Source organism: Embleya sp. NPDC059213, assembly GCF_042754445.1.
GTDB lineage: Bacteria > Actinomycetota > Actinomycetes > Streptomycetales > Streptomycetaceae > Embleya.
Genome location: NZ_JBHZAV010000023.1, coordinates 35,528 through 62,246, shown reverse-complemented (window position 1 = coordinate 62,246; position 26,719 = coordinate 35,528). Strand labels below are relative to the sequence as shown.

The following is a 26,719-nucleotide window of genomic DNA, read 5'->3' as shown; positions in this document are numbered from 1 at the left end:
CCCGGTTCCCCGGCTCCCGGTCGCGGCAACCCGGGCCCGACCCGAGTCCATATCGGGTCGGGCCCGGGCGACGCCGGGTGGGCGTCGAGGCCGTGCCCCGTTTGCCGCGGTCCTCCAAGAGGTGAACCATGGAATGAGGATCGCCGCAACCGCACGGACCGGGAGCCGGACGATGTCTGGTCCTTTTCAGCAGTTTCCGCTCGACGGGGGCGCCACCGCGGATTTGTATCTGCTCCGCTACGACCAGGACGGCGGGCTGCGCAGCCCGCTCGCCGAGCAGGAGATCAAGGACCGGCTCGGCGGAGTCGGTGACGTCTTCCTGTTCTCGCACGGCTGGAACAACATCTTCGCGCAGGCCCTCGATCGGTATCGCAACTTCATCGGCGGGTTCATCGCTCAGCGGCAACAGTTCGCCGTTCCGGTGCCGGCGGACTACAAACCCCTGCTGATCGGCGTCGTCTGGCCCTCGACGAGTTTCGTCATGCCGTGGGAGGCGGGTCCGAAGATCGCCGCCGATCCGGATCCGGACGGGTCACAGGCCCGCCAGGTGGAGGAGATGCTCGGCCTGGTCACCGCGTCGCTGGGGGCCGAGGCGGACGCGGAGTTCGTCGAATTGGTGGACGGCCGCTCGGTGATCGACGCCGACGCGGCGCTGCGTGCGGCGCGGATCGTGCTCGGCGCGCTGCGGACCGGGCCCGATCCGGACGACCATTCGGCGCCGCCCGGCGCCGAGGAATTCCTCACCCTCTGGGCGGCCTTGGACGCCGGCGGGGGCGCGGTCGCACCCGCCGATCCGGACGACTTCGGGGTCGCGGGCGGCCCGTCGCCGGGTCTGGCCGTCGCGGGGGGCGGCGGGTTCGATCCGCGCGACCTGTTGCGCGCGGCCACGGTGTGGAAGATGAAGGCTCGCGCGGGTGAGGTGGGCAGCAAGGGAGTGGGTCCGCTCGTGACGCACATCCTGCGCGAAAGCGGGGTCCGGCTGCATCTGGTCGGCCATTCCTTCGGCGCGAAGGTGGTGTTGTCCGCGCTGGCGTCCGCCGCCCCGAGCCGGCCCGCCCGGTCGATGTTGCTGTTGCAGGCCGCCGTCAACCGCTGGTGCTTCGCGGCGGATGTGGCCGGCACCGGACACCCCGGTGGCTACCGCTCCGTACTCGACCTGCTGGAGCGGCCGTTGCTGACCACGTTCTCCGCGTTCGACGATCCGCTGACCAAGTTCTTCCATCTCGCGATGCGCGGAAGCCAACTGGGCGAACCGGGCATCGCCGCGATCGGCGATCCCGAACTGTACGGTGCGCTGGGCGGGTTCGGCCCCGCCGGGGTGAAGGGCAGCTCCGCCCGTCGACCTGCGGCCGTGCCCGGCAGCGAACGCTACGACCTGGGCGGCGGGTTGCGGGTGATCGCCGTGGACGGCGGCATCGCGATCGACGGCAAGCCGGCCGTCGGCGGACACGGCGACGTGAGCAATCCGGCGACCTGGTGGGCCCTGCAGGCCCTGGTGCGGCCCGACTGAGCCGCGGTCCGCGCACGCTGCCCCCGGTGACGGCGGCCCCGGCGCGCGGCCCGACGGCACGGCCCGAGTGCGAGGAGCAGTGATGGCCGAGGCCCCCATCGAGAGATGGCACCTGGCGGTGCTCCGGGTGCGGCTCGACCCGGCCCGGTCGTCGCCGATCGTGGCGGCCGAACTGGTCGGGTATCCGCCCCGGGGCGCCACGACCTACTGGCGGGGCGAATTCGACGCCGGCGGGTTCGGGCTTGCCGAGGGCACCGAGCCGCCGACCCGCCTCGACGTGCCCGGCGACCTGGTCGAGGCCGTCACACGTTGCCTGGACGCGGACTTCGGGGCGGATACCGCCCTGTGGTTGCGGCTGGTTCCCCCGTACGGCCACCTGGGCGCGGTGCCGTGGGAGCGCGCCCTGGTCCCGGCCACCGGTCGTCCGCTCGTGCGGGTCCCGGATCGGCTGCCGCCGGGCTCCGACCCGGGACGGGTGTGGACCGTGGCCATCGCCGTTTCCGTGGCGCCGAACGCGCCCTGGGTCGCGGGATACCTCTCGTCGTTCGTCTCCGCCCTGCGTACGTGCGTGCCGAGCGAGGTGGATGTGCACGTGTTCATCGATCGCGGCGGCGAACAGGCGTTGCGCACGCTCCTGCACGAGGGGCCGGACGAGGCGCGGGTACATCTGCACGACCCGCGTGACGCCGTGGCGCTCGACCCGTCCGGGTCGCACCGGCCGGATGGCGACGGCGCCCACCCCGCGCCGGGGCGGGTGTCGTGGGGGGATTGGATCGCCGCCGGGCTCGCCGGGCGGGCGGTGCGGGCGCTGCACCTCATCGCGGACGGCGCGTTCGACGGGGACCGCCCGGTGTTGTCGGTGAGCCCCGATCCGGTGACGCCCACCCCGCGATCCGATCGTGCGTTCGTGAGCGCGGACCGGGTGCGGCGCCTGGCCGACCGGGTCGGCGCGTCCGTGTTGTCCTTCGGCTCGTCTCCGGACAATCCGCACGACGCGGCCACCCGGATCATCGCCGACCACGTCGGATTTCGCCGGGCGGGGCCGACGTTCCACAGCGCGTTGCCGCTGGATCCCGCCGGAGTCGCCCTGGCCCGGGCGCACGCGTTCGTCGCCGGTGCCCCGGGAGCGGTGCCGATACCGCGCGACCCGTCGCTGTTCGCCTACCTCCAGCCGGAGTTCGTGCGCGCCGCGCTGTGCGACCCGTGGCCCGATCCGGACCGGCCCGGCCAGGTCTGGCTCAGCGGGCGGGCGCCGATCGGGGATTCGAAGACCAGCGACGCGATCCTGCCGATGGCGCTCGGCGTGGCCGGCGGCGACGCGATCACCGCGCGCTACGCGGACGCCGATTCGGTGCCGATGTGGGTGGCCTCGTCCACGCGATACATCGAGAACCAGGTGGCCGCGCTGGTCCGCACGGCGGGTGTGCCGGGCGAGACTCCGGCCGCGAAGCAGGCGTACGACCTCGGGGTCGGGCAGGCCATCGCCGAACTGCGCGCCTTGGTCGACCGGCGCATCCGGGAGTCGTGATGCGCACCGTGCTGGGCTTCGAACCGTTCGGCGGCGACCGCACCGTGCTCAAACTGCGGGAGGCGCCCGACACCATCCCGGGGCTGGGCAACAACGAACTCACCGACGTCACCGACCCCGGCGGCCCGATCGCCGCCCGCGGCGAGGCGCTGTTGGAGCGGTTGTGCCGGCATCCGGTGGTGAGCAGGGGGCTGGACCACGTCCTGGCCCAGTCGCCGGCCGGCGGACCCAAGCCGCTGTACCTGCACCTGATCTCGAACCAGGCCGATCAACTGCCCTGGGAGCAACTGCGCTCCGCCTCACAGGGGTTCATCGCCCTCGACGCGCGCTGGCCGATCGCCCGCATCGCCGCCGTGCGCAGCCCCGTCGATCGCCGCACGTTCGGCCCGCCGTTGACCATCGTCGCCGTGCTGTCCGCGGCGCTGCGCAGTGGTCTGCCCCAACTCCGGGCGTTGCTGGCCGCGATCGCGCTGCCCGACGCCCGGGCACTGGGCACGCACCTGCATGTGATCAGCGCCGAACAGGCCGTCCTGGACGCCGTCGCGGCCGACCCGGCGGCCGACGTCACCGCCGAGCCGATGCCCGCGACCGCCCCGGAACTGGCCAGGCGGATCACCGCGGCCCGACCGCAGATCGTGCATCTGCTGTGCCACGGCGGGGCCGCCGGTGGTGTCCGCACTCTGGCCTTCGCGCACACCGCCGACTTCGACGCCGGCGAGCCGGTCGGCTCGGTGCAGCTCAAGCTGCCGGACCTGGTGGTCGCGCTGTTGCCGTGCGCACCGTGGCTGGTGGTGCTCGGCGCCTGCCAGACGGCACAGACCTCGGACACGCTCTCGCTCGCCCACGAACTGGTCTCGCAGGGCCTGCCCGCCGTCGCCGGCATGCGCAGGCTGATCGACCTCAACGACACGGACCGGTTCTGCGCCGCGCTGTATCCGGAGGTGCTCACCGCCGTCCGCATCGCCGTCAAGGACGCCGGCGAGCACGAACTCGACTGGGCCTCGGCCTTCACCGCGCCGCGCCAGGCGATGGCGCAGGCCGATCCGACGTCGACCGACGCGTGGTCGGATCCCGTGCTCTACGTGCAGGACGATCCGCTGCGGATCCTTTCGAGTTCCGCGCTCGGGGTCTCCGACACGGCGAACCTCCAGGGGCAACTGGACACCTTCGAACGGTTCCGGGCGACGCTCGATCCGAGCACCGCCGATCCGACCCTGGTGCAGCGGGTCGACGCGCTGATCGCCGAGTTGCGGGCCCGATTGGCGGGTGACCCTCCATGACCCTGCCCGCGGAGATACAGCTCAACGCCTGGACCGGGGACGAGGTGGCGCGGGCCACCACGGACGAGGACGCGGCCCGCTGGGGTGCCGGTCGGGGCGGCATGCCGCGTTCCCAGGCCGTGTTGCCGTTCGGTCCGCCGGTCGATCCGCGCGACTGGCGTTCGGCCGACGTCGGTTACGGGATCCTGCTCCCGGACGATCGGGAGGCGAATCTGTCCGATGCCGCGAAGGCGGCCGGCGAGGACGCCCCCGCACCGATCCGCGAACTGCTGGCGGCCCGGCCGGACACCGCGGTGCTGCGCTGGAGCCCGGACCTGCCCGACCACCTGCTGCGCCGATACTTCGCGCAGGGCGCACCCCAGGAACCGGCCATCGGGTTGTCCGAGTTCGGCACCGGCCGCGGCCGGCTGCCGAAGTACGTGGCGATCGTCGGCGGCCCCGAGGTGATCCCGTGGTCCGTGCAGTACACCCTGGGCACCCGGCATCTGGTCGGCCGCATCCCGCTGTCCGGGGAGCCGCTCGCCCACTACGTGCATGCCCTGCTGGCCGATTGGAGCGACGCGCCGGCCCACCCGGACCGGGCGCTGAGCTGGACGGTCGACCACGGACCCACCGACATCACCGCGTTGATGCGCGCGGTGATCGCCGCACCGCTGGCGGCTCGGCTCACCCCGCCCCCACTCGCACGGTTTCGCGACATCACGGCGGCCGAGGCCACCGGCGCCGCGCTGCCGGCCGCCCTGGCCGAGATCCGCCCCGGACTGCTCGCGACCTCCAGCCACGGTCGGACCGGACCGTCGGCCGACCCCGCCGAGATGCGCGCCACGCTCGGACTTCCGGTCGACGGCACACATGTCACCGTGCCACTGACCACGCTGTGCGACGCCATCCCCGGTGGCTGCGTGTGGTACGCCCAGGCGTGCTGCTCAGCCGGCGCCGCCGGGGAGAGCTTCTACGCCGGGCTGCTACCGGTCGGCAGTTCGGCCCTCGCCACGATCGAGGCCGTCGCCGGTCTGGGGACGATGGTGGCCCCCGCGGCGCTGGCACTGCTCGGCCGGGAGGACCCGGTGCGGGCCGTACTCGGGCACGTCGAACCCACCTTCAGTTGGACCCTGCAGGTCGAGGACACCGGCCAGGGACTCGGCGGGCGCCTGGTCTCGGCCCTGTCCACCCACCTGTTCGCGGGCGAGCCGTTGGGCCTGACCCTGGCCGAATACCGGGCCGACGTGGGCGAGTTGCACACCCGCTGGGCGCGGCTGCGGGAACTGCTGGCGGGCGGCGACACCTCGGTCCGCGAGACGTTGACCAGACTGCGGGTGTCGGCGCTCGACCGACAGAGCCTGGTGCTGCTGGGCGACCCCACCGTGGCCCTGCCCGCGCCGGCGCCCGACCACCCGTGACGGCTCAGCTCGGTGGGGTCGGTGCACTGCGGGTCGGTCGGGCGGGGTTGGCCGTCGGACCGCCGACGGCGTTGAGCACCAACTGGGCCTGGTTGTCCACGAAGCGGGTGAACAACTGTTGCGCGTAGCCGAAGATGACGGCCCAGGCGATGATCTGCGCGGACGAGTCGAGCGCGCTCAGCCCGGGAATGAAGTCGCCGCGCATCAGCAACAGGCCCAGCAGGGCGGTGAGCGCGCCGGTGGGGAGCTTCAGCAGGGCCAGCGCCACCGGCACGTTGTATGGCGTCGAGGTGCCGTGGATCCGGCGCAGCGACGCGGCGGCGGCCACCGCGGCGGCGACCAGTCCGACCAGTTCGACCACCGGGTAGTCCCATTTGGAGGCGACGTCGGCGTACATGCGATCCAGGCTTTGCCCGGCGACCTGTCCGCGACCCACCTCGGCACCGGCGGTGTCCGTGGCGGTGGCACAGACGATGCCGACGCCGGTCGGGTTGAAGCACAACGGCACCGTCCCGGGTGAGGCGGCGCCGGCGAGCGCGATCAGCGTGGCGATGATCGCGAGCGCGGCGGTGACGCCGAAGACGATCTGCGCGAAACTGCGAACCCTGAGCTTCTCCTTCAGGTGCACCTGGTGGGCCACGGTCGACGCGTCGACCAGGATCTCGCGCTGGTTCTCGGTCAGCGTGTCGCCCGCGCGCACGGACAGCGCGATCTCGTCCACGTGGGCGCGGCGTTCGTCGCCGAGTGGCAGGTGTTCCTTGATGAAGGCCACGATGCCGGGCAGGTGTGCGGTGATGTCCGCCAACGTCAGGAGCCGCAGCAGGATGACGTAGGCGAGGTCCAGTTGCGTCTGGGCCACCGCGATGTGCGCGGCCGGTCGGCCGTGTTCGTGCGCCAGCGCCTCCTTCGCCTCGTCGAGCGAGGCGAGGGCCCGATCCGCCAGGACCCGATCGCTCGGGGCGAGCGGGCCGGGCACGGTCTTGCTCTTGAGGAGTGCCTCCAACTCGATGACGCGCGAACGCAGTCCTTCCCGCAGTTCCCATTGCCCGCGTTCGTGTCGTCGCCGGGCCCGGGCCCGGATGCGCCCGCTTCGACGGGAACCGCCGAAGGAGGGTTGCGGCGGTGGCTGCTCCGCGGGTGTCGGGTTCGGCTCCATACAGCGACTATGAACGACGGATTGCCCGAATTCGCGCGCGATCGGCGGCTTCGGGTCCGGCATCACCCCGATGGACGTGCCGGGAGCACCGGCCGCGCCGGGTGCGCCGGGTGCGCCGGCAATCGGGGGCGGATCGCCGCCGCCGGTGTGTCGCGGGCGATTTCGGGGTGTTCGTCCGTCACGATGGTCGGGGCCGCCCGGCGCGGAACCGGGCCCGGCGCAAAGGGGATGCCCATGCCGCTCAGGGACTACGGAGTGCTGGCCGCGCGGGCGGTGGCGCGGGTACGAGAAGGCGCCGCCGGCACGCCGCACTACCAGATCCATCTGGCCGACGACGCGGGCACCGCGTACCGTGCGGCGATCAACGTGCTGTCCAAGGAGGCCCCGTCCGAGCTGCTGTTCGTGGTGGTAGAGGACTTCCGCCACCCGCTGACCGACGCGCTGCCGGCCGCGGGCAGCGGGTGGACCGCGCTCGCCTCGCAGCCCGGCGGCGCCGCGCTCGACTACATTCGCGGCAACCTCTTCGACCCGACCACCGCCCGGCCGCTGCCCCCGGACGTGCCCGGCGCGGACAACGACCTGGCCGATCTGCTCGACCACTACGTGCAGCGCGCGATCGGGGACGCGGGGGCCGCGGTCTACGTGTTCGGCCAGCGCTTCGGCCCCGAACCGACCAAGCCGGACAAGGTGTTCGGCTTCGTGCCGGGCAACGGTGTGCACGACGTGCACATGAATCAGGGCAACAGCGCGGAGTTCCGCGGCGACGACGGGGTCTGGCAGGACGGCGGCCTGCTCGTCCACCTGCCGGACGGCCGCTGGGTGGCGGTCTTCCTGGCCTTCCAATCCCAGGCGTGGCACACCGACGACAACACCGGCCACGCGCTGGACACCGCGCCGCCCCTGCCCGGTTCCGGCGAGGAGCCGATCCGGATCGTCGGGGCGCTGGTCAACGCGCCCGGGCCGGCGCCCGAGGCGGAGAGCGTCACCCTGATCAACGCCTCCCCCGCCGCGATCTCCCTGGACGGGTGGCGGCTGCTGGACCGCAACAAGGTCGCGCTGCCGCTTCCGGCGACGACGCTGGCCCCCGGCGCCGTCCTGACCGTGCCCGGCAACGCGTCCTTCCAACTCGGCAACCGGGGTGGGGCGATCACCCTGCTCGACTCGGCCGGGCTCAAGGTGCACGGCGTCACGTACACCGCGGACCAGGCACGTCGCGAGGGTTGGACGATCGTCTTCTGACCGGGAGGGCGGCGCGACCGTGCAGCTCGGGCATCCCCCGGGCGGGGGAGATGATTCCCCCGTTTCGGGGGTCCGCTCGTATCGGGCCTCCGGCTTTGCTTGAGGCATGACAAAAGCAGCCGGTGATCAGACTCGAAGCAATCCCCGGGGAGCGCCGTCGATCCGGCGCAACCGTGCAATGCGGCGCGGCGGGCGCAGACTCGCCGTCTACTCCGTGTGCTCGGTCGTGCTCGGGCTCGGGCTCGTCGGTGGCAGCGCGGCGGTCCCGGCCCAGGCGCAGTCGGCGGCCACCGCCCGGGCGGCCGAGGCCGAGGAGACCGACATCCGGGCCCGGATCGAGGCGATACCGGGCATGCGGGTGCTGGACGAGAAGCCGGTCGCGCCGGGCATCCGATACTTCGACCTGACCTACCGTCAACCCACCGACCATGAACACCCCGAACGGGGTTCCTTCGAACAGCGACTCAGCCTTCGGCACGTCTCCACGCAACGGCCGATGGTTTTGTACACCAGTGGTTACGACCTCGGCGCCGGTCCGAGCTTCCGCTCCGAGCCGACCGTCATGCTCGACGGCAACCAGATCTACACCGAGCAGCGCTTCTTCGGCACCTCCCGCCCCGACCCCGCCGACCTGTCCCACCTGAACATCCGTCAGGCGGCGGCCGACCACCACCGGCTGATCCAGGCCCTCAAGCCGATCTACCGGGGTTCGTGGATCTCCACCGGCGGCAGCAAGGGCGGCATGACCACCGTCTACCACCGGCGTTTCTATCCGAACGACGTGGACGGCAGCGTGGTCTACTCCGCGCCCAACAACACCGACGATCGCGACGACACCGCCTACGACGCGTTCCTGGCCGGAGTGGGCACGCCCGAGTGCCGTACGGCGTTGCAGGCGGCGCAGCGCGAAGCGCTGGTGCGACGGGAGGAGATGGTGGCCCGCTACGGGCAATGGGCGCAGGCTAACGGGCAGACCTTCGAGACGCTGGGCAGCGTCGACAAGGCGTTCGAGCTCGCGGTGCTCCGCCTGCCGATGATGTTCTGGATGTACGCGGGCGAGACGAAGTGCGCCGGCGTGCCCACGCCCGCCGCGTCCTCCGACGAGTTGTACCGGTGGATCGACGGGGTCAGCCGGTTCGCGGTCTACACGGACAGCAGCGTCGAGTTCTTCCAGCCCTACTTCTACCAACTGGGCACCCAGCTCGGCTACATGCAGGTCGCGGCTCCGCACCTGACGGGTCTGCTGCGCTACCCGGGCATCCAGGAGGTGCGCAGCTACGTGCCTCGGGACATACCGCTGCGGTTCGAGCCGGGGGCGATGCGCGACATCGACCGCTGGGTGCGGTCGCGGAGCAGCAGGATTCTGTTCGTGTACGGCGAGAACGACCCGGTCCGCGCCGAGCCGTTCCGACTGGGCCCGGGCAGCCGTGACACGCAGATCCAGGTGGTCCCGCATGCGGGCCACGGCGTCACGATAGCCGCCCTCGCCCCGACGGACGCCGCTCGGGCGAGCGCCGCGCTGCGCAGGTGGGCCGGGGTCTGACCCGGGTCGGGCCGGGCACCGGACCCACCTGACGGGGCCGCGGTGACGTCAGGTCGCGTCGCGGAAGGGGCCCGCCACCTCGAAGGTCACGCCGGCTGCCGGGGAGTTGGAGGTGCCGCGTTGCGAGGAGAAGTACAGTCGTCGCCCGTCGGGGGAGAATGCCGGGCCGGTGATCTCGGAGCCGTCGTGGCCGGTGACCTGGAGGAAGGGCGCGACGGTCTCGTCCGGTGTGATCAGGCAGATCTGCATGTCGCCGCCGTCCTCGGCCACGAACAGGTCGCCGTTGGGCCGTCCGGTGATGTTGTCCACGCCGGTCAGGGGCGCGGACCCGGTGGGCACCAGGTCGTCGTCGTAGGCGATGTCCAGGATGCCCGCCGCCGCGTCGTACACCCATACGCGGTTGTCGCCCTTGGTGGTGAACCACACCCGCCCGTCCCGGTAGTGCGCGCCCTCGCCGCCCTTGAACCGGCGCGCCTCCGCGACCTGGTTGCGCGTACCGGTCAGCCAGTCGCCGGGCCGGGGCACGGTGCGCCACGTCACCGGCCCGGTCACCGGCGCGGCCGGGGCGCACAGCACGTCGAGGCGTCCGCGCGCGAGGTCGCCCCATGTGTCGGGGGTGAATCGGTAGAAGCAGCCGTCGGATTCGTCCTCGGTCAGGTAGATCACACGCCGGTCCGGGTCGGCCGCGGCGGCCTCGTGCTTGAAGCGCCCCATGGCGTCGCGCTTGACCGCCCCGGTCCGGCCGTACGGATCGGTTTCCCACACCCGCCCGAACGCGATCTCCTCGCACGAGAGCCAGGTGCCCCAGGGCGTGGCCCCGCCCGCGCAGTTCACGTTCGAGCCGCCGAGGATGGAATAGGCGCCGCCGATGCTCCCGTCCGCGGCGAAGCGCAGTGCGGATACCCCGCCGACCAGCGGGAGTTCGGAGTTGGAGACGTAGATCCATCCGTCCCCCTCGCGGAAACACGCACCGCCGTCGGGGGCGCCGTGCCACAGGTGCGTGGTGCCCGTGACCACCCGCCCGCTCTTCGCCACCACGCGCGAGGCGAACCCGGCGGGCAACCGCACCCCGTTGGCGTCCGGCGCCGACAGCGCGCCGTAGGGCCCGGTGCCCGGCTGCGCCGGCCCCGCGTGCGCGGCGGAGGCCCACAGTGAGCCGCCGAGCACCAGTCCGCCCGTGCCGACGGCGCTGCCCCGCAGGAATGTACGCCGGTCCATGTCGTACTCCCTTCCCAGCGGCGGCCCGAACCGCCGCAAGCGACCCCCGTGTTACCAATGGGTACGCTAGGACCGAAGCACCGTCGGAGGAATGCGCGCACGAGTGAAATCCCGGTGACGATCGGGCATGCGGGCCGTTCCGCGTCGGATCAGACCGGCTTGCGGCAGAGGATCTCGCCGTGCGGGACGGAGAACCACCCGTCCTCCTGCCTCCCCCACTCCCGCCAGGCCAGCGACACCGCGTGCAATTGCTCGGCCGTCGCGTGGCCGCCCTCGGTGGCGCGGTCGGCGTACGACGAGGCGAGCGTGCGGTCCGCCCACAGGCCGCTCCACCAGGCGCGTTCCTCCGCGTCGGCGTAGCACCAGGTGCTCGACGACGCGGTGATGTCGGAGCAACCGGCCTGCAGGGCCCAGGACTTGAGCCGCCGCCCGGCATCCGGCGCACCGCCGTTGGCGCGGGCCACCCGCAGATACAGATCCAGCCAGTCGTCCATCCCGGGCGTCGCCGGGAACCAGGCCATCGTGGGGTAGTCCGAGTCACGGGCGGCGATGATCCCGCCCGGCTTGGTGACCCGGTACATCTCGCGCAACGCCTGGACCGGGTCGCCCACGTGCTGGAGCACCTGGTGCGCGTGCACGACGCAGAAGCTGTCGTCCGGATAGTCCAGCGCGTGCACGTCCGCGACGGCGAACTCGACGTTTTCCACGCCCCGTTCGGCCGCCGTGGCCCGCGCCTGTACCAGGATCCCCGGCGCGTGGTCAACGCCGGTGACCCGGCCGTCGGGGACCAACGACGCCAGGTCGGCGGTGATCGTGCCCGGCCCGCAGCCGATGTCCAGGATCTGCATGTGCGGTTTGAGCGAATCGAGCAGATAGGCCGCCGAGTTGGCCGCGGTCCGCCAGGTGTGCGAACGCAACACGGACTCGTGGTGCCCATGCGTATAGACGGCGCTTTCCTTCGACATGACATCCCCTTCGCGTCCTGGAGCATGGCCCGACACCGCGACACGACGCCGCGATCCGGTACCGACACCGTACGCCCGCGTGTCGAATAATGAGACTCCCATCTCATATCATGGACGTCGAGCCTCCTCGCCTCGGGTGTTGGCGACGAACAGAGCGACCACCGCCGCACCGGCCAGCAGGAACGCGCCGACCAGGAGTGCTTTCCGGAAGCCCTCGGTGTAGGCGTCCGCCGCCGCGTCGCCGCCCGCCAGTCGCCGGCCGGTCTCCGACGTCGCGACGGCGGACAGGATCGCCAGGCCGAATGCGCCGCCGAGTTGTTGCGCCGTGTTCATCAGAGCCGCCGCCAGGCCCGCCTGATCGGCGGGGACCCCCGCATTGGCGGCGGTGGCGACGCCGACGAAGACGAAGCCGAGCCCGAAGGACATCACGACCAGGCCGGGCAGCAGGTCGGTGAGGTACGAGCCGTGCACCGGGATCCGGGAGAGCAACCCGATCCCGAGCGACGCGATGAGCGCACCGACCACGATCAGCGGCCGGGTACCGACCCGGGCGAGCAGCGGCTGCGCCAGTCCGGCGGCGATCCCCACGCCGACGGTGACCGGCAGGAAGGCGGATCCGGCCTTGATCTCGGAGTAGCCCAGCACCTCCTGGGTGTACAGGGTGAGGAAGAAGAACATCCCGATGAAGCCGGACATGGCCACCAGTTGCGTCACGTTCGCCGCCGCGAGGCCCTTCACCCGGAAGATGCCCAACGGCATCAGCGGGTTGCGGCCGACCGCCTCGTTGGCCACGAAGGCCAGCAACAGGCCGCCCGCGACCCCCAGTTCGACGATCGTGCGGGAGGACCCCCAGCCCTGATCGGGCGCCTGCACCAGGCCGTGGACCAGCAACACCAGCCCACCGGTGGCCAATACGGTGCCGAGGAAGTCGAAGCCGCGCGTCGAGACCCGATGCCGGTCGTCCGGGAGCAGTCGCGGGATGGCGGGCAGGACCAGGGCGCAGACCGGCAGATTGACGAACATGACCCAGCGCCAACCGGGCCCCTCGGTGAGCACCCCGCCCAGGAACACACCGACGGCGGAGGCGAATGCCCCGGTGCCCGCCCAGGCGGCGAGCGCCTTGTTGCGATCCGGGCCTGCGCCGAACGAGGTGGTCAGGATCGACAACGCGGCGGGCAACATCATCGACGCGCCCACGCCCTGGGCGAGCCGGGCACCGATCAACACCGCCGAGCTCTGGGCCAGTCCGCCGATCAGGGAGGCGACGGCGAACACGACGGTGCCGGCGATCAACACCCGACGGCGCCCGATCAGGTCGGCGGCGCGCCCGCCGAGGAGCATCAGACCGCCGTAGGTGATCAGGTAGCCGGACGGCACCCATTGCAGACCCTGGTTGCTCAGGCCGAGGTCGCGCTGGATGCTGGGCAGCGCGATGTTGACGATGGACGCGTCGACGAAGTCGAGGAAGGCCACCGCACACAGCAGGACGAGGGTGAGCCTGCCCCGTGGGGTGGCCAGGAACGAGGCATCGGCGGCCGGATGCGCCGGCTCCGGCGAGTCGGTCGGATCGGTCGGATCGGTCAGATCGGTCGAGGTGAAGGTGCCGGTGGACATGGTCGCTCCCGAAGAGATGCGGGCGTGCGGGCATGGGGCGGCGCCGGCCGGCGCGGCCCGAGGTGGGGTCGGATGGTGCTGGGTGCGGTCGTCCGCACGTGGGCGTATTCGGTGGGTCAGCCCTCGGTGTCCCCGGGGCGCCCGTGGGTGTCGTCGTCGGCCGACGCCCCGTGCGGGATCCGGGTGAAGTCGGGGTAGTCGACGGAATCGGCGTCGTCCACGACGTCGAGCGCGGCGCCCCGGAGCTTCTCGGGGTCGGCGATCACGTCGATCCGCACGATTCGGCCGCCCGCCACGGTGAAGCCCGCGATGCCGCTGGGCTGCCGAGGGTTGCCCACCAGGCGTCCCGGGCCGCCGTTGACCACGACCGGGCGCGAATAGGGCAGGAAGAACGGGGCCGACGCGAGCATGTGCCGCGCCACCTTTTCGGCGCCCACCAGGGCGGACGAGGCGGAGTGCCGGCTCGCGCCCAGGTCGATCCGGAAGGAGACGTCCGGATCCAGGGCGGTCATCAGCGCGTCGAAGTCACCCTGCTGCGCGGCGGCCAGGAACGCGTCCACGATCCGGCGTTGCCGCTTGAGGTCGCCCTCCGGCTGGGGCGCGGACTGCACGCGCCGGCGCGCCCGGCTGGCCAACTGCCGGGCCGCCGCCGGGCTGCGGTCGACGATCGGGCCGACCTCGTCGAAGGGCATGCCGAACACGTCGTGCAGCACGAAGGCCAGGCGCTCGGCCGGGTTGAGCGTCTCCAGCACGATCAGCAGCGCGAGACCGATCGCTTCGGCCTCGATGCTCTTTCCTTCGGGGTCGTCCGCGTGCGCATCGGCCGCGCGCACGATCGGCTCCGGCAACCACGTGCCCGGATACTCCTCGCGGCGCAGCCGTCGGGCGCGCAACATGTCGAGGCAGATCCGCCCGACGACCGTGGTCAGCCAGGCCCGCAGGTCGCGGATGTCCGCGTGCTCGTTGCGCGATACCCGCAACCAGGTCTCCTGGATCGCGTCGTCGGCGTCGGTGCGCGAACCGAGGATGCCGTACGCGACGGACCGCAGGTGCGGGCGCAGCTCCTCGAACTGATCGGCCGGCCACGATACGCGCGGCGTGGGCACCGGCCCGGGTTCGTTGTCCATGCGATGTAGACGAACGCCGACCCGAATGTGTGACGCGGCCGGGGCGATCCGTCGGCGGGAAATCGAAAACCGCACCCACCACACGATCCGACCCACTCGGCAAATGCCCAAGCCGCCAGGTCTTTCCGGGCTCTTCCACCCACTCGCCGCGAGTCCGCGAGTCCGCGCGCTCACGTGCTCACGCGCTCACGTGCCGCCGCCCCCGGACGGTGCGCCGTCACCGGGCCCGGCGGCACGCCGGCGGTCACGGCCTGCTCTCGCCGGCCCGACGGCCGAGGCGATCGACCACTCGGGACGCCCTCGGCTCACCGAGGCCGTCACCGCGTCGATCCTGCCCCACCGCCGGGCCGACGGCTCGTACTCGCCGGCCGGCGCCTGCCCCTACCACGTCGCGAGCCCCCGGGCAGGCGCGGCCGGCGGTGTCACTTGCGGTTGAGACGCAGGGACATCGGGTCGATGCCGGCGCCGTCGATCGTGAAGCCGGCGTCATGGGTGACGAAGTACGGAGACAGCGAGTCGGCGAACGTCACCACGTCGACGCGCTTGACCAACTCGGCCTCGGCCGCCGTCCATTCGGCGCAACCGGCGACATCCGGCTTGGCCATCGCAAGGGCCACCTGGCGCTTGTACTCCGGGTTGTCGATGGAGCCGAAGTTGATCCCGTCGGGTGCCGCCGGACCGCTGAAGAAGGGGACGAGCTGGTCGGGCTGGGTGAGCGTGAGCGGCGTCCAGGAGATGTCCCACTGGCCGGAGGCCAGCACCTCGCCCGTCGTGCCGTTGGTGAGCGGCTTGCGGGTGACCTTCACTCCGAAGGACTTCCACTGTTCGATCGCCAACTCGATGGCGGACAGGAGTTGCGAACCCGCGGTGGTGGGGTGGGGCAGCACGATCGACAGTTGTTTGCCGTCCTTGCTCCAGTGGCCACCCGACTTCTTCCAGCCGGCGGCCCGCAGCGTCTCCGCCGCGCGCGCCGGGTCGTGCGGTGGGGTGTTCGCGCTGACGGCGTCGGCCTGACAGGGCGGCAACATGGTGGTGGCGACCCTGGCCGGCGCCGCTCCCTTGCCGCCGGTGGCCACCGCCCCCAACTGCTTGAGGTCGAGCGCGGCGATCAGTGCCCACCGCACCTGCGGATCGGCGGTGACGTGTCCGGACGCCTCGTTCATCAAGAGCATGCCGAACGGGTCGCGCTGGATCTCGTGCTTGAGGCCGGCCGCCGTCAACCGGATGCGATCGGCACCGTTCACGGGGGCGATGTCGAGTTGCTTGGCCAGGAGCAGATTGGCCCTGGTGGACTCGCTGGCGATGACCTTGAAGACCAACCGCTCGGGCAGGTCGGTGGAGCGGGAGTTGTCCGGGCCCCAGACGTAGTCGGGTCGTTTGGTGTAGGTGAAATGGTCGCCCGTCGCGGCCTCGGTGAGTCGGTAGGGCCCGGTGCCGTCGGTGGCGTGGGTGAGCAAATCGGGTGTCGCCAGGCCCGAGGGGCAGACCAGCGGCAACCCCGTGGTGCCACGCAGCAGGAACGGGGTGGCCTCGGGGGTGCGCAGCGTCAGCGTGTTGGTGGCGTCGTCGGCGGTGGCGACGGTTCCGGGGGCCACCGTCAGGCCGTACTGCGGCGAGGTGTTCTTCGGGTCGACGATGTAGTTGTACTGGGCCGCGACGGCGGACGCGGTGAGCGGTTTGCCGTCGGCGCAGGTCACGTCGCGCCTGAGGGTGAAGGTCGCGGAGAGGGTGTCGGCCGTCCACTTCTCGGCGACGCCGGAGACGATCCTGCCGTCGGGTGCGACGTTCACCAGCGAGTCGTAGGAGAACCGGGACAGCAGCGACGTGATCTTGGAGAGCGAGGTGAGCGGCGACAGGTTGCCGGGATCGTCGGTGATCCCGATGGTGAGCGTGTCGCTTCCGCCCGCACTCGAACTGCCGGTACCGCCGCACCCGGTGGCGAGCAGCCCCAGCGCGACCGCAGCCGCGGCCGCACGCGCGCCGCCGACCCTCGACGTGGTGCGGGGCAGCGTACGGGTGTCCCGACCCGCCGTCCGGACAGCGGACCCGACCGCAGCGGATCGTCCCATGCTGGATACCTCCTCGGAGAACGGCGCAGGTGCCGCAGAGGACGCTCACGGTAGGCAGCGCCCGAACCCCTCGTATCGTCCACCTGCACGAATAACGACCCTCGATTCCGTCCGAACCACCAACCCCAACCCCACCCCCCTCGGGGCACCCTTCTCGACATCCCTCACCACCGCGCATCCACCTGCCGGCACACGCCCCCGTGCGCGGTGTTCGGCCCCGCAGCCGGGGCCGCGTCGCGAGACGGCCCTGATCCGCCGAACACGGAGTCTTGCGGTAACCGATCGTGTCCGAACACACTCGGAGTGTCACACTTTCCTCCGAGGGCACGGAGGCCCGTCATGGGTGCGCACAACAAACCCCCGGCACCGCAACCCGATCCGCCGCAACCCGATCCCAAGCAGAAGCAGGACGGTGTGTTGCCGGGCATCGGACAACCGGGGCCGGGCCGGCGCAAGAAGGACAAGCCGTAGTGCGCGACAACGCCGCGATCGTGGGCGTCCTCGATGCCGAGGGCGCCTTCCCCGTCGCGTGGGTGCGCGAGGCCATGCTCGCCGTGCCCCGGGAGGCGTTTGCGCCCGATCCGGTGTGGTGTGCCGACGCGGGGTCGGGGCGGTATGCGCCGGTGGATCGCCAAACGGACCCGACGGGTTGGGCAGCGGTGGTGCGGCGGGCGGGACCGGTGGTGACCCAGGTCGACGACGGCGCGGGCGTGGGGGTTCTGGCGAGCAGCTCGCTGAGCGACTACCGCGCGGTGGCCTCCTTCCTCACCGAGCTCGATGTGCGGCCCGGCGACCGGGTGTTGGAGATCGGCACCGGGCCGGGCTGGACCGCCGCGCTGCTCGCCTGGCGGGTGGGCGGCGAGCGGGTCGTCTCGGTCGAGATCGACCCGGCGATCGCCCGGGCCGCGCGCGCCGCCCACGCGCGCATGGGGCTGTCGCCGACGATCCTGACCCGCGACGGCGCCCTGGGCGTACCCGAGGCGGGCACCTTCGACCGGGTGCACGCCACCGCCGCGTTCACCCGCAGGCTGCCCTACCCCTGGATCGCCCAGGCCCGCCCCGGCGCGGTGGTCGTCGCCCCGTGGTCGCCCGGCTTCGGCGCGGGCGCGCTCCTGCGCCTGGTCGTCGACGGCGACGGCACCGCGTCGGGGAGACTCGTGCGCAGCGTCGCGTTCATGGAACTGCGCGGCGAACGCGTCGACGACACCTTCGAGGCGATCCGCGCGGCGGAACCCGCCACCGGCGAGTCGGCGGTGGAGTGGGAGTTGGGCTCACTGCACGGGGACGGGAATTTCACCCACGCGGTCGCCCTCAAGCTGCCCGACGTGCGTTTGGAGACGTTCGGGGGCGGCACGGTGTGGCGACTGTGCGACGGTGCTCGCTCCTGGGCACTGGTCGACGACCGACCGGGCGTCGGGAAGGCCGTCCAGGGCGGACCGAGGCGGCTGTGGGACGAAGTCGACGCCGTGCTCGCCTGGCAGGACACCCATCGCATCCACGGCTACGACTTCGGCATCACGGTCGAACCCGACCGCCAATGGGGCTGGGCCGAACAACCGGACCGACGTTGGGAGATGTAGGGCCGGGTGGTGGTTTGCTCAGGCCCGGGCCGGGTCGTTCGGGGGCGTTGCCTCGGCTGCTCGGCGCAGCAGGAGTTCGGTTACCAGGGCCAGTGGGGGCCAGTTGAGGCGGCCGTGCCGGGTGACCGCGTAGGCGCGCAGCTCGACCTGGGGAAAGGTGAGCGGGAGCAGCCGCACGCCGGGTGGGACGGCGATGCCCTCGGGCAGCAGACCCACGCCGAGGCCGGCGACGATCATGCCCTGGACCAGGTCGAGGCTGTCCGCCTGGTGCGTGACGTGCGGGGTGAAGCCGACGAGCGAGGCGAGGGTACGGATCACCGTCTCGTCGGCGGTGTTGCGCGAGTTGACGATCCAGTCGTGGGTGGCGAAACGGGCGAACACCTCCGCCGTACGAGCCGCGTTCACCCCCGGCGCGCCCTCGCCGTCGGCGACGTGCGCGGGCACGCCCAGGCCCCATCGCGCGGTCCACAACGGTATGGCGCGCACCGTCGGGTCCTCGGGCGCCGGCGCCAGGTTGAAGTCGTAGGTCAGGGCCAGGTCGGTGCCGTCCTCGGCCAGGAGTTGCAACGCCTCGGCGGGTTCGTGCTCGCGGATCAGCACCCGGATGCGCGGATGGTCGGCGGCGAGGTCGGTGACCACGGGCAGCAGGTGGGCGCGGATGGCGGTGGCGAATCCGGCGATGCGCACGGTGCCGCTGGGCTCCGCGCCGGGCGCGAGGTCGTGATGCGCCTCCTCGACGGCGGCGAGGATGGTCACCGCGTGCTCCGCCAGTCGGCGGCCGGCCGGGGTGAGCCGCACCCGACGCCCGTGCGGCTCGATCAGGGTGGCTCCCATGTCGCGGCCCAGCGCGGCGATCTGCTGCGAGACGGTCGAGGTGCTGGTGCCCAGCACGTCCGCGACCGCGTGCATCGAGCCCAGTCGGGCCAGTTCCACCAGCACCTGTAAACGTCGGGTCTCCATGGTGCGATTGTCCACGATCCACGAACGATATGTTTCGGATCGGCACGTGGACACGAACGATGGCGAGGTCATGTACTGGAACACATGAGCACGCCGTCGGCACCACCCACCAGCCGCGAATTCCCTGGCCCGCGCCTGCCGGCAGCCGGCCTCCCGGACGCCGCGACCGGCGCCCTGATGGCGGTCGCGGCGATGTCCACCGTCCAGCTCGGCCTGGCGCTGTCGGTGCCGCTGATCGACCGACTCGGCGCACTGGGCACGGCCGGCCTGCGACTGGCGTGGGCGGGCCTGATCCTGCTGCTGCTGGTCCGACCGCGCCGCCGCGACTTCACCGGTCGGGACCTGTGGGCGTGCACGCTGTTGGGCGCGGTGAGCGGGGGGCTGATGTTGTTCTTCATGCTCGCCGTGGCACGCCTGCCGCTGGGCACCGCGAGTGCGCTGGAGTTCCTCGGCCCGCTGGCGGTGTCGCTGTACGGATCCGGCTCCGGACGCCGGCGCTGGACGGCCCTGGCCGCCCTGGGCGTCGTCCTGCTGACCGAACCGTGGCATGCCGGCACCGACCCCGTCGGCCTGGCCTTCGCGCTGGCGGCCGCGGTCTGCTGGGCCGCGTACATCCTGCTGACCCAACACGTCGGCGACCGGGTCACCGGCCTGAACGGGCTGGCCGTGTCGATGCCCGTGGCCGGGCTGGTCGCCATGCTCGTCGCCGCTCCCACCGGGCTGGGCGACGTGACCTGGTCGCTGTCGCTGATCATGCTGGGGCTGGCGGTGCTGAGCGCCGTGTTGCCGTTCAGCCTGGAATTCCTCGCGCTGCGCCGACTCAGCGCCTCCGCCTTCGGGACGCTGATGAGCCTGGAACCGGCCATCGCGCTGCTGATGGGCCTGGTCGTGCTCGACCAGGTCCCCGGTCCGATGCCCGCGGCCGGCGTCGTCTTCGTGGTGATCGCCGGCATCGCCGTCACCCGCACCGACACCCGCGCCGCCCCCGCGCCCACCCCGCCGGCGACCGCCGACCCGAACGAACTCGGCCCCGCCCAGGTCCGCTGACCAGGCCACCCGGCCCTGCCGCGGCCCGACCCCGGGTCGCGGGGGCCGAGCCGCCTGAACGGACCGCGGACGCGGCACGGCGGATCGCGGCGACCGGCGTGGAGTCGTACCCGGAGTCGGCGCTCGTGCCGACCGTCGCCGACCGCCGACTCAGCGGCGGGGGCGCCCTCGGGTCGCCTCGGCGTGGGCCTGTTCGAAGAAGGTCCGGCCGCCGGGGTAGGTCCAGGGAAGGTGGAAGCCCCGGTGGTCGGTCGCCTCGAACCGCGCCGCGAGTTCGGACCAGCGCTGGGACCTGGCCAACGCGTAGCCCAGCGCGCTGTGATCGGACAGGGCGCTGGGGTGTCGCGGCACTGCGTCGACGGGATAGCGGTCCAGGGCGGTGTCCAGGTCCGTCTGCCGGGCGGCGGCCCGCCAGAAGTCGGTGTCGTCGGTTTCCCCGTCCCAGTTCATCCGCAGCGCGTACTCGATGTGCGCCTCGACCAGCAGGATCACCAGCGGCGAGCCGTCCGGCGCGTCCGCCGCGGCCCGGCGCGCGAACGTGTACATGTCGGCGTGCGATCCGCGCCACTTCTCGCACAGATACTGCAACGCCGCGTCGTGACCGGCACGATGCGCCGGGTCGCGTTCGCACAGCGCGTCCCACCGGGCGTCGAACACGGCGCGCGAGACGCCGAGTCCGCGGCATACCCGCAACCACGAGACCCACGGGGTGGGATCGTCCGCGGCGGCCTCGGTCGCGAGCAGGCACGCGCGGTCCGCCTCGACCAACAGCTCGTGGAAATCCGCGAATTCGCGCCCGCTGGTGAGACTCGCCTGCTTCGCGCCGCGGGCGTTCCAGGCCGCGCGCACCGTCGCCGCGGCCATCACCACCAGCGGGTCCGGCGATTCGGGCCGCTCGACGCGCCAGGTCCACAACCACTCCGGGTGCAGCGCCGCGACCTCGCCCAGCGCGGTCACCGCGACCACCCGGCGGGCCCAGTCCCGCCCCACCCGCTCCAGCAACGCGGCGGCGGGCGCGAAGTCCCCGTCGCGCGGCAGCCCTTGCGCGATCGTGCGGACCTCGTCGTCGTCGAGCGCGGCGTCCCACACGAGCACCGGTGCCGACGCGGCCGAACGCGCCGAGGTGAATCGTCCCCAGAGTGACATGGGCATGGATCCTATGCGCCTTCCTGACCCATCGTCAGGGGGAAAAGCGGAAGCCCCGACCGACCCGCCGGCACGCCCTACCGGCTCTCGGCCTCGGCGCCCGCGGCCGCCCGCCACTCCGGCGACTCGTCCGACTGCGCCGGTCGTCGATCCCGGCCGAGCAGCCGGGCCGCGCAGTAGACCATCGCCGCGAACGCCGCGTCGGACAACAACATCAGGCCGATCGCGTAGGAGCCGGTGCCGCTGTAGACCGAACCCATGATCAGCGGCGGGACGAAGCCGCCCAGACCGCCCGCCGCGCCGACCAGTCCGGTGACCGTGCCGACCTTGTCCTTGGGCGTGAGGTTGGCGACCAGCGCGAACACCGCGCCGCTGCCCGCGCCGAGCATGCCCGCCATCACCAGGAAGGCGATCGTGCCCTGCGGCATCAACTCCGGGGCGAACGCCTGCCACACGGCCGCCACGCCGAGCACCGCGTAGCTCGCGATCAGCACCTTCGCCGGACCGATCCGGTCGGACACCGCGCCGCCGATCGGCCGACACAACACCGCGACCACGGTGAACCCGGCCGCGCGGGTGGACGCCGAGTCCTGGCTCAGCGCGTAGACCTCGCGCAGGTACGTCGGCAGGTACACGCCGAACGCGACGAACCCGCCGAAGGACACCGCGTACAACAGCGCCATCGGCAGCGTCGAGGGCTGCTTGAGCGCGGCGGTGAAGCGTGGCCCGAACAGCCGATCGGGCACGGTGCGCCCGGGCGCGTCGCGCACCACCGCGGCGGCGATCAGGCCGTAGCCGACCAACACGCAGGCGACCAGGTAGAACTGGAAGTTCGGGTCGTCCACCCAGCGCAACAACCGCGGCGTGAAGAACGCGGCGACCGCCGTACCGCCGGTGCCGATGCCGAAGATGCCGATCGCGGTGCCGCGTCGTTCCGGCGGGAACCAGGCGTTGACGTAGGGCACGCCGACCGCGAAGAAGCTGCCGCCGACACCGAGCACGAACCCGACCACCAACAACATCGCGAACGAGTCGAACACGCTCAGCGCCAGCACCGGCAACACGGTCAGGAAGCTGATCGTCGGCACCATCAGCCGCGCGCCGTAGCGGTCGGTCAGCGCGCCGGCCGGGATCCGCCCGAGCGCGCCGACCAGGACCGGCACGGCCACCAGGAACGACTGCTGGAACGAACTCAGCCCGAGGTCTTCCTTGTAGGAGGGACCCAGCGGGCTGATCAGGCCCCAGGCCCAGAAGTTGATCAGGATCCCGAAGGTGGCGACCGCGAGGTTGACCCACGCGGCACGGGGCACCCGGGCACCGGTCGTCCGAGTCGCCGGCCGAGTCTGCTCCACGTGTGATGGTCCCTTCGCGTGTTCTGCGCCCGGGTGGACGGACACGATGAGCTATGCACCCAAATCCCACCATCGAACCTTTACATATAGGACATTGACTCGTATTCAGGACATGGAGTCGTCGCCTCGAAGGGTCACCATGGACACCGGTTCGCCCCTGCCCGCAGACCCGCCGGCCGGCCCACCGCCCGCGGAGCCGGCGGTCGCCGGGCCGCCACCCGTCGATCCGCCGCCGGCTCCCGGTCTGGACGGCCCCGCGAGCGATCTGCTACTGCGCACCGGCCGCTTCTTCCGACGCAACGCGGTGGTCTCGCCGGACCTGCGCAGCCAATACCTCCGGGGCGGCCGACAGGGCGACGTCTTCTACCGCGAGCGCTGGAGCCACGACAAGGTCGTCGACTCCACCCACGGCGTCAACTGCACCGGCTCCTGCCGTTGGAAGGTCTACGTCAAGGACGGCGTGATCACCTGGGAGACCCAGGCCACCGACTACCCCTCGGTCGGACCCGATCGCCCCGAATACGAACCCCGCGGCTGCCCGCGCGGAGCCGCGTTCTCCTGGTACACCTACTCCCCCACCCGGGTGCGCTACCCGTATGTGCGCGGGGTGCTCCTGGAGATGTACCGCGAGGCCAAGGCACGCCTGCACGACCCGGTCCTGGCCTGGGCCGACGTGGTCGACGATCCCGAGCGCCGGCGCCGCTACCAGCGCGCCCGGGGCCGGGGCGGGCTGGTCCGGGCGACCTGGGAGGAGGCGGTCGAACTGGTCGCCGCCGCGCACGTGCACACGATCGGGCGGTACGGACCCGACCGGGTCGCCGGGTTCTCGCCGATCCCGGCCATGTCCATGGTCTCGCACGCCGCCGGCGCCCGGTTCATGAGCCTGATCGGCGCGCCGATGTTGTCCTTCTACGACTGGTACGCCGACCTGCCGGTGGCCTCGCCGCAGGTGTTCGGCGACCAGACCGACGTACCCGAATCGGGCGACTGGTGGGACGCGGCGTACCTGTTCATGTGGGGCTCCAACGTGCCCGTCACCCGCACCCCCGACGCGCACTGGATGGCCGAGGCGCGCTATCGCGGGCAGAAGGTGGTGGTGGTCGCGCCGGACTACGCGGACAACGCGAAGTTCGCCGACGAGTGGCTGCACCCGCACCCGGGTACCGACGCCGCGCTGGCCATGGCGATGGGCCACGTGATCCTCAAGGAGTGTTTCGTCGACCGCACGGTCGAGTTCTTCGACGGCTACGTCAAGCAGTTCACCGACCTGCCGTTCCTGGTCACCCTGACCGAACGCGCCGACGAACCGGGCGCGTACACCCCCGCCAAGTTCCTGCGCGCAGCCGATCTCGCCGAGACCGCGGCGGGGACGGGTGCCGAGCCGGGGACGGCGGGCACGGACCACGACGGCGCCGACTGGAAGACCGTGCTCCTCGACGACGACACCGATCGACCGGTCGTCCCCGGCGGCTCGATCGGCTTCCGCTGGACCGAATCCGGCCGGGGCCGCTGGAACCTGGACCTGGCCGGCGTCCGCCCCCGCCTCACCCTGCACCACGACCCGGCCGCGCACGGCGTCGAGGTGCTCCTGCCCCGCTTCGACACCGACGGGGGCAAGCACGGCCAGGGCTGCGGCGAGGTGCTGCGCCGGGGCGTGCCGGCTCGCCGACTGACCCCGGACGGGCCCCTGGTCACCACCGTGTTCGACCTGCTGCTGGCCCAGTACGGCGTGCCCAGGCCGGGGCTGCCGGGCAGTTGGCCGGCCGACTACCACGACGCGACCCAGCCGGGCACCCCCGCGTGGCAGGAGACACTCACCTCGGTGCCGGCCGCGCGCACCGTCCGGATCGCCCGCGAGTTCGCCGACACCGCCGAGCGCTCCAAGGGCCGCTGCATGATCCTGATGGGCGCGGGCACCAACCACTGGTTCCACTCCGAGACGATCTACCGCACCTTCCTGGCGCTGCTGCAACTCACCGGCTGCCAGGGCCGCAACGGCGGCGGCTGGGCGCACTACGTGGGTCAGGAGAAGTGTCGGCCGTCCACCGGCTGGGCCACGCTGGCGAGCGCCAACGACTGGTCCCGGCCGCCGCGGCAGATGATCGGCACGGCGTACTGGTACCTCAACACCGACCAGTGGCGCTACGACGGCTTCACCACCGACGTGCTGGCCTCGCCGCTGGGCGCGGGCGACCTGTCCGGGATGACCGCCGCGGACTGCCTGGCGACGTCGGCCCGGCTGGGCTGGATGCCCTCGTACCCCACCTTCGACCGCAACCCGCTGGACCTGGTCGACGAGGCCGACCGGGCCGGCGTCGACCCGGTCGAGCACACCGTCGAGGCCCTGCGCAGCGGCGAGTTGGGCTTCGCGTGCGAGGACCCCGACGCACCGCGCAACTGGCCGCGGGTGCTCACCGTGTGGCGCTCCAACCTGCTCGGCTCGTCCGCAAAGGGCGCCGAATACTTCACCAAACACCTGTTGGGCACCGACAGTTCGCTGCGCGCCGAGCAGGCGCCCGCCGGCTCCCGGCCGCGCGGCGTGCGCTGGCGGGAGCAGGCCCCCGAGGGCAAGCTCGACCTGCTGCTCTCGCTGGACTTCCGGATGACGTCCACGACGCTGCTGTCGGACGTGGTGCTGCCGGCCGCGACCTGGTACGAGAAGCACGACCTGTCCTCGACCGACATGCACCCGTTCGTGCACGCGTTCTCACCCGCGATCGACCCGCCCTGGCAGGCCCGTACCGACTTCGAGACGTTCCACGCGATCGCGGCGCGTTTCGGCGAGCTGGCCCGCGAACACCTGGGCACCCGGCGCGATCTGGTGGCCACCGCGCTCCAGCACGACACGCCGGGCGAGATCGCCCAGCCCGGCGGGGTCGCCCTGGACTGGCGGGCCGGCCAGTGTCCGCCGGTGCCGGGCCGGACCATGCCGAACCTGACCGTGGTCGAACGCGACTACCCGGCGGTCGCGGCCAAGATGGCCACGCTCGGGCCGCTCGCCGACACCCTGGGACTGCCGGTCAAGGGCATCACCTTCGACGTCGCCCGCGAGGTCGAGGACCTGGGCCGGCTCAACGGCACCGCCCGAGGTGGCGTCGCCGACGGTCGCCCGCTCCTGGACACCGCGGTGCGGGCCTGCGACGCGATCCTCGCGTTGTCCGGAACGACCAACGGCAGGCTGGCCGTCCAGGGATTTCGCACCCTGGAGAAGCGGACCGGACAGGCGATGGCGCACCTGGCCGCCGAACACGAGGGCAAGCGCATCGGCTACGCGGACACCCAGGCCCGGCCCGAGCCGGTGATCACCTCGCCGGAGTGGTCCGGCAGCGAGGCCGGCGGCCGGCGCTACACCGCGTTCACCCTCAACACCGAGCAGCTCAAGCCCTGGCACACCCTCACCGGCCGCCAACACTTCTTCCTCGACCACGACTGGATGCACGAACTGGGCGAGGCGTTGCCGGTCTACCGGCCGCCGCTGGACATGCACCGGCTGTTCGGCGAACCCCGCCCGGGCCCGGACGGCAACCACGAGGTGACCGTGCGCTACCTCACCCCGCACAACAAGTGGTCGATCCACTCCGAATACCAGGACAACCTGTTCATGCTCTCGCTGTCCCGCGGCGGCCAGAGCATCTGGCTGAGCACCGCCGACGCGCAGGCGATCGGGGTCCGCGACAACGACTGGATCGAGGCGGTCAACCGCAACGGTGTGGTCACCGCCCGCGCGGTGGTCTCGCACCGGATGCCCACCGGCACCGTCTACATGCACCACGCCCAGGACCGCACCGTGGGTGTACCCAAGGCGCAGAGCAGCGGCAGACGCGGCGGCATCCACAACACGCTCACCCGGGTACTGCTCAAACCCACCCATCTGATCGGCGGCTACGCGCAATTGAGCTGGGCCTTCAACTACCTGGGCCCGACCGGCAATCAACGCGACGAGGTCACCGTGATCCGCCGCCGCTCGCAGGACGTGGAGTACTGA

At 72.0% G+C, this 26,719-nt stretch carries 19 protein-coding genes; 10 read left to right on the top strand and 9 right to left on the bottom strand.

What is annotated here, in order from left to right; translation table 11 throughout:
- The first annotated feature begins 172 nt into the window (after nt 1-172).
- The 4 genes from ACFXMF_RS12100 (at nt 173) to ACFXMF_RS12085 (ending at nt 5,718) form a co-directional block, all read left to right on the top strand.
- The gene (locus ACFXMF_RS12100; protein ID WP_380017946.1) at nt 173-1,510 is read left to right on the top strand and encodes a hypothetical protein; all 1,338 of its coding nucleotides are present in this window, start codon (nt 173-175) and stop codon (nt 1,508-1,510) included.
- A gap of 82 nt (nt 1,511-1,592) precedes the next feature.
- A complete protein-coding gene (locus ACFXMF_RS12095; protein WP_379991376.1) occupies nt 1,593-3,038 on the top strand; it encodes a hypothetical protein in 1,446 nt (481 codons plus the stop codon).
- Nucleotides 3,038-4,318 (top strand): CHAT domain-containing protein, encoded by a 1,281-nt coding sequence (locus tag ACFXMF_RS12090; RefSeq protein WP_360316606.1) that lies wholly within the window; start codon nt 3,038-3,040, stop codon nt 4,316-4,318. The genes ACFXMF_RS12095 and ACFXMF_RS12090 overlap by 1 nt, the downstream gene beginning before the upstream one ends.
- Entirely contained in the window at nt 4,315-5,718 is a 1,404-nt protein-coding gene (locus tag ACFXMF_RS12085; protein ID WP_360316604.1) for a hypothetical protein, read from the top strand. Before ACFXMF_RS12090 ends, ACFXMF_RS12085 begins: the two co-directional genes overlap by 4 nt.
- A 4-nt stretch (nt 5,719-5,722) precedes the next feature.
- Here ACFXMF_RS12085 and ACFXMF_RS12080 read toward each other — a convergent pair whose 3' ends face one another.
- On the bottom strand, nt 5,723-6,874 hold the full coding sequence (locus ACFXMF_RS12080; RefSeq protein WP_379991377.1) for a hypothetical protein: 1,152 nt from the start codon (nt 6,872-6,874) through the stop codon (nt 5,723-5,725).
- Between the two features lie 234 nt (nt 6,875-7,108).
- Between ACFXMF_RS12080 and ACFXMF_RS12075 the strand changes: the two genes are divergently transcribed.
- Entirely contained in the window at nt 7,109-8,113 is a 1,005-nt protein-coding gene (locus tag ACFXMF_RS12075) for a DUF2278 family protein (RefSeq protein ID WP_379991378.1), read from the top strand.
- A gap of 106 nt (nt 8,114-8,219) precedes the next feature.
- The gene (locus tag ACFXMF_RS12070; protein WP_379991379.1) at nt 8,220-9,656 is read left to right on the top strand and encodes a S28 family serine protease; all 1,437 of its coding nucleotides are present in this window, start codon (nt 8,220-8,222) and stop codon (nt 9,654-9,656) included.
- A 48-nt stretch (nt 9,657-9,704) separates the two neighbouring features.
- Here ACFXMF_RS12070 and ACFXMF_RS12065 read toward each other — a convergent pair whose 3' ends face one another.
- From ACFXMF_RS12065 to ACFXMF_RS12045, 5 genes are all read right to left on the bottom strand, one after another.
- Nucleotides 9,705-10,874: an alkaline phosphatase PhoX gene (locus tag ACFXMF_RS12065; RefSeq protein ID WP_379991380.1), complete on the bottom strand. Its 1,170-nt coding sequence runs from the start codon at nt 10,872-10,874 to the stop codon at nt 9,705-9,707.
- Nucleotides 10,875-11,023: 149 nt separating this feature from the next.
- Complete coding sequence (locus ACFXMF_RS12060) at nt 11,024-11,839, bottom strand: class I SAM-dependent methyltransferase (RefSeq protein WP_360316592.1); 816 nt, start codon at nt 11,837-11,839, stop codon at nt 11,024-11,026.
- Nucleotides 11,840-11,947: 108 nt separating this feature from the next.
- Nucleotides 11,948-13,453 carry an MFS transporter gene (locus ACFXMF_RS12055; RefSeq protein ID WP_379991381.1) on the bottom strand — a complete coding sequence of 502 codons (1,506 nt, stop codon included), beginning with the start codon at nt 13,451-13,453 and terminating at the stop codon, nt 11,948-11,950.
- Between the two features lie 116 nt (nt 13,454-13,569).
- On the bottom strand, nt 13,570-14,580 hold the full coding sequence (gene sigJ / locus ACFXMF_RS12050; protein ID WP_360316587.1) for an RNA polymerase sigma factor SigJ: 1,011 nt from the start codon (nt 14,578-14,580) through the stop codon (nt 13,570-13,572).
- Between the two features lie 422 nt (nt 14,581-15,002).
- The gene (locus ACFXMF_RS12045) at nt 15,003-16,649 is read right to left on the bottom strand and encodes an ABC transporter substrate-binding protein (RefSeq protein ID WP_360316585.1); all 1,647 of its coding nucleotides are present in this window, start codon (nt 16,647-16,649) and stop codon (nt 15,003-15,005) included.
- Between the two features lie 339 nt (nt 16,650-16,988).
- On the opposite strand from ACFXMF_RS12045, the gene ACFXMF_RS12040 reads away from it, so the two are divergent.
- Together ACFXMF_RS12040 and ACFXMF_RS12035 are read left to right on the top strand one after the other, a co-directional pair.
- Entirely contained in the window at nt 16,989-17,120 is a 132-nt protein-coding gene (locus ACFXMF_RS12040) for a hypothetical protein (RefSeq protein ID WP_379989387.1), read from the top strand.
- Complete coding sequence (locus ACFXMF_RS12035) at nt 17,120-18,229, top strand: methyltransferase domain-containing protein (protein WP_360316581.1); 1,110 nt, start codon at nt 17,120-17,122, stop codon at nt 18,227-18,229. The genes ACFXMF_RS12040 and ACFXMF_RS12035 overlap by 1 nt, the downstream gene beginning before the upstream one ends.
- An 18-nt stretch (nt 18,230-18,247) precedes the next feature.
- Here the strand turns inward: ACFXMF_RS12035 and ACFXMF_RS12030 are convergent, their stop codons facing one another.
- On the bottom strand, nt 18,248-19,204 hold the full coding sequence (locus tag ACFXMF_RS12030) for a LysR family transcriptional regulator (protein WP_360316579.1): 957 nt from the start codon (nt 19,202-19,204) through the stop codon (nt 18,248-18,250).
- A gap of 69 nt (nt 19,205-19,273) precedes the next feature.
- Here ACFXMF_RS12030 and ACFXMF_RS12025 point away from each other — a divergent pair, with 69 nt between their 5' ends.
- Nucleotides 19,274-20,236: an EamA family transporter gene (locus ACFXMF_RS12025; protein ID WP_360316577.1), complete on the top strand. Its 963-nt coding sequence runs from the start codon at nt 19,274-19,276 to the stop codon at nt 20,234-20,236.
- A 150-nt stretch (nt 20,237-20,386) separates the two neighbouring features.
- Here ACFXMF_RS12025 and ACFXMF_RS12020 read toward each other — a convergent pair whose 3' ends face one another.
- Nucleotides 20,387-21,388: a hypothetical protein gene (locus ACFXMF_RS12020; protein WP_360316575.1), complete on the bottom strand. Its 1,002-nt coding sequence runs from the start codon at nt 21,386-21,388 to the stop codon at nt 20,387-20,389.
- Nucleotides 21,389-21,459: 71 nt separating this feature from the next.
- On the bottom strand, nt 21,460-22,734 hold the full coding sequence (locus ACFXMF_RS12015; RefSeq protein WP_360316573.1) for an MFS transporter: 1,275 nt from the start codon (nt 22,732-22,734) through the stop codon (nt 21,460-21,462).
- 139 nt (nt 22,735-22,873) lie between these two features.
- Here ACFXMF_RS12015 and ACFXMF_RS12010 point away from each other — a divergent pair, with 139 nt between their 5' ends.
- The gene (locus ACFXMF_RS12010) at nt 22,874-26,719 is read left to right on the top strand and encodes a nitrate reductase subunit alpha (protein ID WP_379989385.1); all 3,846 of its coding nucleotides are present in this window, start codon (nt 22,874-22,876) and stop codon (nt 26,717-26,719) included.

What these genes read in the sequence shown, in the direction of transcription:
- ACFXMF_RS12075 (WP_379991378.1), top strand. Translation starts at nt 7,109, where the DNA reads ATGCCGCTCAGGGACTACGGAGTGCTGGCCGCGCGGGCGGTGGCGCGG.
- ACFXMF_RS12025 (WP_360316577.1), top strand. Translation starts at nt 19,274, where the DNA reads ATGAGCACGCCGTCGGCACCACCCACCAGCCGCGAATTCCCTGGCCCG.
- sigJ (WP_360316587.1), bottom strand. Translation starts at nt 14,580, where the DNA reads ATGGACAACGAACCCGGGCCGGTGCCCACGCCGCGCGTATCGTGGCCG.
- ACFXMF_RS12070 (WP_379991379.1), top strand. Translation starts at nt 8,220, where the DNA reads ATGACAAAAGCAGCCGGTGATCAGACTCGAAGCAATCCCCGGGGAGCG.
- ACFXMF_RS12060 (WP_360316592.1), bottom strand. Translation starts at nt 11,839, where the DNA reads ATGTCGAAGGAAAGCGCCGTCTATACGCATGGGCACCACGAGTCCGTG.
- ACFXMF_RS12080 (WP_379991377.1), bottom strand. Translation starts at nt 6,874, where the DNA reads ATGGAGCCGAACCCGACACCCGCGGAGCAGCCACCGCCGCAACCCTCC.
- ACFXMF_RS12040 (WP_379989387.1), top strand. Translation starts at nt 16,989, where the DNA reads ATGGGTGCGCACAACAAACCCCCGGCACCGCAACCCGATCCGCCGCAA.
- ACFXMF_RS12095 (WP_379991376.1), top strand. Translation starts at nt 1,593, where the DNA reads ATGGCCGAGGCCCCCATCGAGAGATGGCACCTGGCGGTGCTCCGGGTG.
- ACFXMF_RS12085 (WP_360316604.1), top strand. Translation starts at nt 4,315, where the DNA reads ATGACCCTGCCCGCGGAGATACAGCTCAACGCCTGGACCGGGGACGAG.
- ACFXMF_RS12065 (WP_379991380.1), bottom strand. Translation starts at nt 10,874, where the DNA reads ATGGACCGGCGTACATTCCTGCGGGGCAGCGCCGTCGGCACGGGCGGA.
- ACFXMF_RS12010 (WP_379989385.1), top strand. Translation starts at nt 22,874, where the DNA reads ATGGACACCGGTTCGCCCCTGCCCGCAGACCCGCCGGCCGGCCCACCG.
- ACFXMF_RS12100 (WP_380017946.1), top strand. Translation starts at nt 173, where the DNA reads ATGTCTGGTCCTTTTCAGCAGTTTCCGCTCGACGGGGGCGCCACCGCG.
- ACFXMF_RS12045 (WP_360316585.1), bottom strand. Translation starts at nt 16,649, where the DNA reads ATGGGACGATCCGCTGCGGTCGGGTCCGCTGTCCGGACGGCGGGTCGG.
- ACFXMF_RS12020 (WP_360316575.1), bottom strand. Translation starts at nt 21,388, where the DNA reads ATGCCCATGTCACTCTGGGGACGATTCACCTCGGCGCGTTCGGCCGCG.
- ACFXMF_RS12055 (WP_379991381.1), bottom strand. Translation starts at nt 13,453, where the DNA reads ATGTCCACCGGCACCTTCACCTCGACCGATCTGACCGATCCGACCGAT.
- ACFXMF_RS12090 (WP_360316606.1), top strand. Translation starts at nt 3,038, where the DNA reads ATGCGCACCGTGCTGGGCTTCGAACCGTTCGGCGGCGACCGCACCGTG.